The sequence below is a fragment of the Acinetobacter sp. 1207_04 genome, assembly GCF_052850415.1.
Genome location: NZ_VXCQ01000030.1, coordinates 1 through 5,946, shown reverse-complemented (window position 1 = coordinate 5,946; position 5,946 = coordinate 1). Strand labels below are relative to the sequence as shown.

Sequence of the window (5,946 nt, the reverse complement as noted above, 5' to 3'; positions counted from 1 at the left end):
GAAAATTAAAATAATGAGCCTATAATTTTATGACCATATCTTCGGTATGAATCAGTCTAGAATTATGAGTGATTGCTATAATCGTAACACTGTCTTTCAGACTACGCATATGTGACATGATTTCATATTCAGTGTCACCATCTAAACTAGAGCTAGCCTCATCTAATAATAGAAACTCAGGATCAGCGTATAGTGCTCGTGCTATAGATATTCTCTGTTTTTCTCCACCAGAAAGAGTCATCCCCCTTTCTCCAACTACAGTATCAAAACCATCTGGCATCATCTTAATACGATCTAAAATTTGTGCTTTTTTAGCTGCTTGATAAATTTTCTGATCATCATAAGTTCTACCTAAACATATATTATTTTTAATCGTATCATTCAATAGCATCACTTCTTGTGGAACTACCCCTATTTGAGAAAACCATGTATTACGTGCAATACCATTTAAAGGGATATTATTCACTATAATATCTCCTTGATCAGGCTGTATTTGTTTTAAAATCAACTTAAAAATCGTAGATTTACCAGCTCCACTATCACCTGTTAGAAAAGTGATCTTTCCACGCTCTGCTGTAAAATTAATATCCTGAATTCCACGACCATTTGTATAGGAAAAAGATACATCCTGAAATTTTAATAACCCAAGGTGGTCATCGCTGGTTGAAAAGCTCGCTATAGGCTGGTTTATATTATCTCGTAATTCTGGTTCATTCCACATTCTAGCAAAAGGCTTAAATTCTATATATGATTGATTAAATTCAAGAATACATCTTCCTATCATTTCAAAAGGTGTATTTAGCTGAAGTAATAGAGCATTAAATAAAACTAGATCGCCAACACTCATACGACCTGCTTGGACTTCAGGAATAAGGATATAAAAACTAATAAGAAACTGAATGGTAAGAGCTATACCAAAAATAACCGCATAATAAGTACGCTTTAAAGAATATGACGTCAAGCTCTTCAATATTTGTTGAGAGCCTTGTTGAAACCGTTGATCTATCCAGGAACCTGCATTAAAAAATCTTAGGACATCCATCATAGACATCGCATTTCCAAGCAATTGAATATTTTTTTGCCTTTCACTAGTTGCTTCTTCTAAATATTGTTCTATACGTATACTTGAAAAATACGACAATCCTATACAGAATGAACCGTATAAAATAACGATAGTGACTATCTTGAAGTCGATTTCCGCTCCTAAAATAAAACATGAAAAGACGATCTGTAAGACACTGGGAATAAAAGAAATTAAGCCTAATTGCATCACTTTATTTAATGCAAATACACCCTGATTTTGCATTGCCTGAATTTCACTAGGGTTATGCTGAATGAAGAAGTGAGATTCTTTTAAAAGTATTTTTTTTAAAAAGTTTGTAGAACTAATATAGTTTAAAGTTTCTGCTAGAATAACAGCCAAATAAGTTACAGCTTCTTTAAAAACTAAAGACAAACCAAGTAATACAGCATAAATTACAAAACCTAAGCCTATATTTTCTATAGATTTATTTGTTGATAAATTATCAATAATTGATGCAAAGGTATAAGGAGCCAACACTGCAAATATTGTTGATACTAAAATAGAACAGCACAATAAAAATACATAGAACTTTGATTGTCCAATAAATAGTTTAATGTTCTCGAGTAGTGTATTTTTGACGTTTTTTAGATCCTTTCCAGAGAAAGTGTGCAAAATCCTCTCCACTTATTTTCAAAATTATTTTGCCCTAATTTAACAATTATTTCTTGAATAACCCACCCCATTTAACATAATGGGAATTATGCGAAAACGAGGATTATAATTCTTCGTTTTCGCTTTGAATCAGCAGTATTGGGCTAGAAAAATCAATTCAGAAGAGATTGATTCAAATATATTTACCCGCCATAAATAACAGCATCTGGTATCTCAAAACGTTCATTTGTATTTAATTCAACTAAAGATAGATCTCCTCTTTTCTGAGTTTTGCCTGATGGAGAGGTTAGTTTCCCATTGTTAAATTTTAAAATATATTCTTTATTTTCTTTAGAGAATATAGTTACTAAAGCTGCTCCATTTCCTTGACGGACGACTCCAAACTGGCATTGTCTAGTTGGTTGTCCTAGGCTTAAAGAACAAGGTAATTCTCCAATAGCATCAAATTTTTTACTATGCTGACTCTTTTGATCTAGAATCTGAACATAAAGCTGAAAATTTACAGTCTTATTTTGGCGAGCACTATTTCTCATTTGATAGACTTGTATGGTGTATTCACCATTCGAAGGTAAAATAATCTCTCCAACTTGCCCTTCAGTAGAACCAATAAAAATTGCTTCATCTTTTCCTGGTTTTTTACCAGGAGAAAAAATATTCATATTGGCTAAATTATTATTGCTCGTTACCTTAAATTTAAGAACTTGTCCTTTTTTTGCGTAAATTTTATATTGAACATCATCATAGCCCTCAAACTTTCCTATTTGAGTTTTTTGATTTGTACCCTTTGTAAATGTTATAGATTGTTCAGTTGTTTTAGCAAAGGTAGATACTGAACTGAATGATACGAATAGTGATAAAAGTGCAATATGTATAGACTTTTTCAATTTTAATCCCTCAAATAATGACTTATATAAGTATAAATAGCGTTAGAACTTATTCTGTAATATTTCGCTATTAAGCATAAAGGCGGTTGTTAAACAGCATTAAGTTTTATTTTTATAAAAATCAATATATTAAATAGTTTTCCCATATAGATCTATATGGTTATCTCCCCACTCTTTTAAGGCAATTAGAATAGGCGTTAGAGAAATTCCTACATCTGATAGGCTATATTCAACTTTAGGTGGAATTTGTGCATAGACTTTTCTTAAAATAATTTTATCCTCTTCTAATTCTCTGAGCTGACGTGTTAAAACTTTTTGTGTGACTGTAGGTATCTTTTTTCTTAACTCACTGAATCTCAATACTTTATCAGAAAGTAAATGCCATAAAATAATACTTTTCCATTTTCCATCAAGTAGTCCAATAGCAGCTTCAACGGAGCAACCGGGTGTACAGTCGAAGCGAGAATGTTTAACTTTACTCATTCCTATAGTTTCCTTTTTGTCACCAAGGGTCAAATTTGTCTATATAACCACTTTGTGAATATTAGTTAAAGTGAAAAATTAAACAAAAGGACTATATGATGAAAGCTGTATCCTATACGTTAGACACTGAGAATACATTTCAAAATCCATTAGTAGATATTGAAAAAGAGCGACCAATATTGAACGTGCGAGATGTCTTAGTTAAAGTTCAAGCAATATCTGTAAATCCAGTGGATACAAAGGTTAGAAAAAACATAAATTTATCTAATCCCTTACGTGTATTAGGTTGGGATGCAGTAGGTGAAATTGTTGAAGTTGGTAAAAGTGTCAGTAATTTTAAAATTGGTGATTTAGTTTGGTATGCTGGCGATCTAACAAGGGATGGTAGTAATGCTGAATTTCAAGCTGTAGATGAAAGAATTATTAGCCTTAAACCTAAAACAATATCTGATGGAGAAGCAGCAGCACTACCATTAACAGCAATTACTGCATGGGAAATGTTATTTGATCGTCTCAAAATAGATCAAGAACAAACAGGCAATATTCTTATAATTGGAGGGGCGGGTGGCGTTGGTTCGATTGCGATTCAATTACTCAAGGCAAAAACAAAATTAACAGTTATTGCAACAGCCTCTAGAGAAGAAACAAAATCATGGATTAAGCATCTTGGTGCTGATTATGTAATTGATCATACTAAAGATTTGAATACACAGATTGAATCCCTTAGTTTGGAAAAGCCGACTTATGTATTTTCAACAAATCATACAGAAACTTATATTGAGCAAATTATTGAATTGATTGCGCCACAAGGAAAATTAGGTTTGATTGATGATCCTTCAAGCTTTGATATTATGCCATTTAAACGTAAGTCCGTTTCTATACATTGGGAATTAATGTTTACTCGTTCCATGTTTACAACAAGTGATATTGATGAACAGCATAAGATTTTAAAAGAAGTTGCTCAACTTGTTGATAATAGAGAGATTAAAAGTACTCTTAATCAGCATTTAGGAAAAATTAATGCAAATAATCTAAAGCAGGCACATATGTTACTTGAGTCAGGAAATGCAAAAGGGAAAATTGTTTTAGAAGGTTTCTAAACAAACTTTGAGAGGACGGTTATCGTGAGTATTTCAATAGTTGCAATATTTGTATCTAAAGATAATATGGAACCTAAGTTGACTTCACTTTTCAAAGGTGTAATAGAATCAACACGGAAGGAAAGTGGTTGTTTAAACTATACCTTATATCTTGATCAAGAGAATCCTAAGCGTTTTACTTTTTTAGAAGAGTGGCAAAATAAAGCCTGTCTAGAAAAACATTTAGATTCTGACTGTATTCAAGATCTATTTAATAACATTCAAGATTTGATTGAGTCTAGTGAAATCATTGAATTGTCTAAAATCAAATAGGCTTATAGTTTTTCTAAAAATAGCATAATGCGGATTATCCGAAATAAGAAAGGTAGCCTGAGCTGCCTTTTTTATTGTTAGATATTGAATCCTATGTGTTTTCATGTTGAAAGCTCTACATCAATACGGAATTTTCCACCCATTAATTCAAAATAGAGATCATTAATGATGAATAAGAAGGTTTTTTTTGAAAAGTTTACGGCTAATGATTTTAATCTCTATTTCAAACTTGTAAGTAATTACGAGGTGATGAAAATGATTACTGAAAAAGGTTTAACACAAGAAGAAGCTTTAAAGGATTTTAATAAAATTATAGAAGCGAACTCTCTTCATCCTATCTTAGGAACATATAAAGTTTTTAACTTAGCTAATGACTTTGTTGGCTTAGCTAAACTAGAAATAAAAGATATCAAAGATACTGAAGCAGAGCTTGGATATATGCTTCTTCCTAATTATTGGGGTATGGGACTAGGAAGTATCATTGCTGAGGATTTAGTTGAGTTGGCAAAGAAACAAAAAAAATTAATAAAATTAACAGCAATTATTGATCCTATTAACATACCATCTCGTAAGATACTGATAAAAAATAATTTTAATTCAAAAGAATTTAAAGATTTTGATGGATTGCCAGGTGAAATTTTAGAGCTGGAATTGAAAAAATAAATTAGATTTGAAAATTAGCAGCTATGAACTTGGTATAAGAGATTTTATGTTAACTGAACACTAGAAATTCATGTAAATCAGGCATTTCGTATAAGGTGTAGTATGTTAATTTAGATCAACTTAAAAAGTCTAAAAACGGAAACTACAGAGGCTAATTAAATGCATATAACTATCTTAACTTTTGATCAATACAATGAACTTGATTCTTTAATAGCCTTAGGCATTTTAAATCGAATAAAAAAACCTGATTGGAAAGTTAGTATTGCTAGCCCTAGCCAAAATGTTTCTTCAATGAATGGAGTTGTAATTCAATCAACATCTTCTCTAGAGGACGTTAATACTGCTGATGCAGTACTTATCGGTAGTGGAATGAAGACACGGGAGATTGCATCAGATAAAGAATTAATGAACAAGTTGAAGCTTGATCCTTCTAGACAATTAATAGGAGCTCAATGTTCAGGAACATTGATTTTGTCTAAACTAGGTCTATTAAATAATATTCCAGCATGTACTGATGTAACTACAAAGCCATGGGTTGTAGAAGCAGGAGTATCTGTATTAAATCAACCATTTTATGCAAAAGATAATATCGCTACAGCGGGTGGATGTTTATCGTCTGTGTATCTTGCTGCTTGGGTAATTGCTCGTTTAGAAGGCTTAGATGCCGCTAAAAATGCTATAGATTATGTTGCTCCAGTCGGAGAAAAAGAAGAGTACGTTTTACGCACTCTTAAAAATATTGAACCATATCTCTAGACTTCAAACTGAGTAAAGTTAATAAAATGTCTCTCATTTAACATAATGGGTG

The 5,946-nt window shown here is 31.8% G+C and carries 6 protein-coding genes and 1 pseudogene; 4 read left to right on the top strand and 3 right to left on the bottom strand.

Features of this window, described 5'->3' with window-relative positions:
• Positions 1–19: 19 nt before the first annotated feature.
• The 3 genes and pseudogenes from FW754_RS16240 to FW754_RS16230 form a co-directional block, all read right to left on the bottom strand.
• Positions 20–1,696: an ABC transporter ATP-binding protein gene (locus FW754_RS16240; protein WP_446325238.1), complete on the bottom strand. Its 1,677-nt coding sequence runs from the start codon at positions 1,694–1,696 to the stop codon at positions 20–22.
• A gap of 467 nt (positions 1,697–2,163) precedes the next feature.
• Positions 2,164–2,580: pseudogene (locus FW754_RS16235) on the bottom strand (DNA breaking-rejoining protein); the annotation flags it as partial.
• Positions 2,581–2,709: 129 nt separating this feature from the next.
• A complete protein-coding gene (locus FW754_RS16230; RefSeq protein ID WP_004650145.1) occupies positions 2,710–3,063 on the bottom strand; it encodes a winged helix-turn-helix transcriptional regulator in 354 nt (117 codons plus the stop codon).
• A gap of 98 nt (positions 3,064–3,161) precedes the next feature.
• Between FW754_RS16230 and FW754_RS16225 the strand changes: the two genes are divergently transcribed.
• The 4 genes from FW754_RS16225 to FW754_RS16210 all read left to right on the top strand — a co-directional run bounded on the left by FW754_RS16225 (position 3,162) and on the right by FW754_RS16210 (position 5,894).
• Positions 3,162–4,163 carry a zinc-binding alcohol dehydrogenase family protein gene (locus FW754_RS16225; protein ID WP_446325237.1) on the top strand — a complete coding sequence of 334 codons (1,002 nt, stop codon included), beginning with the start codon at positions 3,162–3,164 and terminating at the stop codon, positions 4,161–4,163.
• Positions 4,164–4,187: 24 nt separating this feature from the next.
• The gene (locus FW754_RS16220; RefSeq protein ID WP_446325236.1) at positions 4,188–4,475 is read left to right on the top strand and encodes a putative quinol monooxygenase; all 288 of its coding nucleotides are present in this window, start codon (positions 4,188–4,190) and stop codon (positions 4,473–4,475) included.
• A gap of 165 nt (positions 4,476–4,640) precedes the next feature.
• Positions 4,641–5,138: a GNAT family N-acetyltransferase gene (locus FW754_RS16215; protein WP_446325235.1), complete on the top strand. Its 498-nt coding sequence runs from the start codon at positions 4,641–4,643 to the stop codon at positions 5,136–5,138.
• Between the two features lie 159 nt (positions 5,139–5,297).
• On the top strand, positions 5,298–5,894 hold the full coding sequence (locus tag FW754_RS16210) for a DJ-1/PfpI family protein (protein WP_446325234.1): 597 nt from the start codon (positions 5,298–5,300) through the stop codon (positions 5,892–5,894).
• Positions 5,895–5,946 lie beyond the last annotated feature (52 nt).

Coding starts and splice junctions, on each gene's coding strand:
- FW754_RS16230 (WP_004650145.1), bottom strand. CDS start 3,063: ATGAGTAAAGTTAAACATTCTCGCTTCGACTGTACACCCGGTTGCTCC.
- FW754_RS16225 (WP_446325237.1), top strand. CDS start 3,162: ATGAAAGCTGTATCCTATACGTTAGACACTGAGAATACATTTCAAAAT.
- FW754_RS16215 (WP_446325235.1), top strand. CDS start 4,641: ATGATGAATAAGAAGGTTTTTTTTGAAAAGTTTACGGCTAATGATTTT.
- FW754_RS16210 (WP_446325234.1), top strand. CDS start 5,298: ATGCATATAACTATCTTAACTTTTGATCAATACAATGAACTTGATTCT.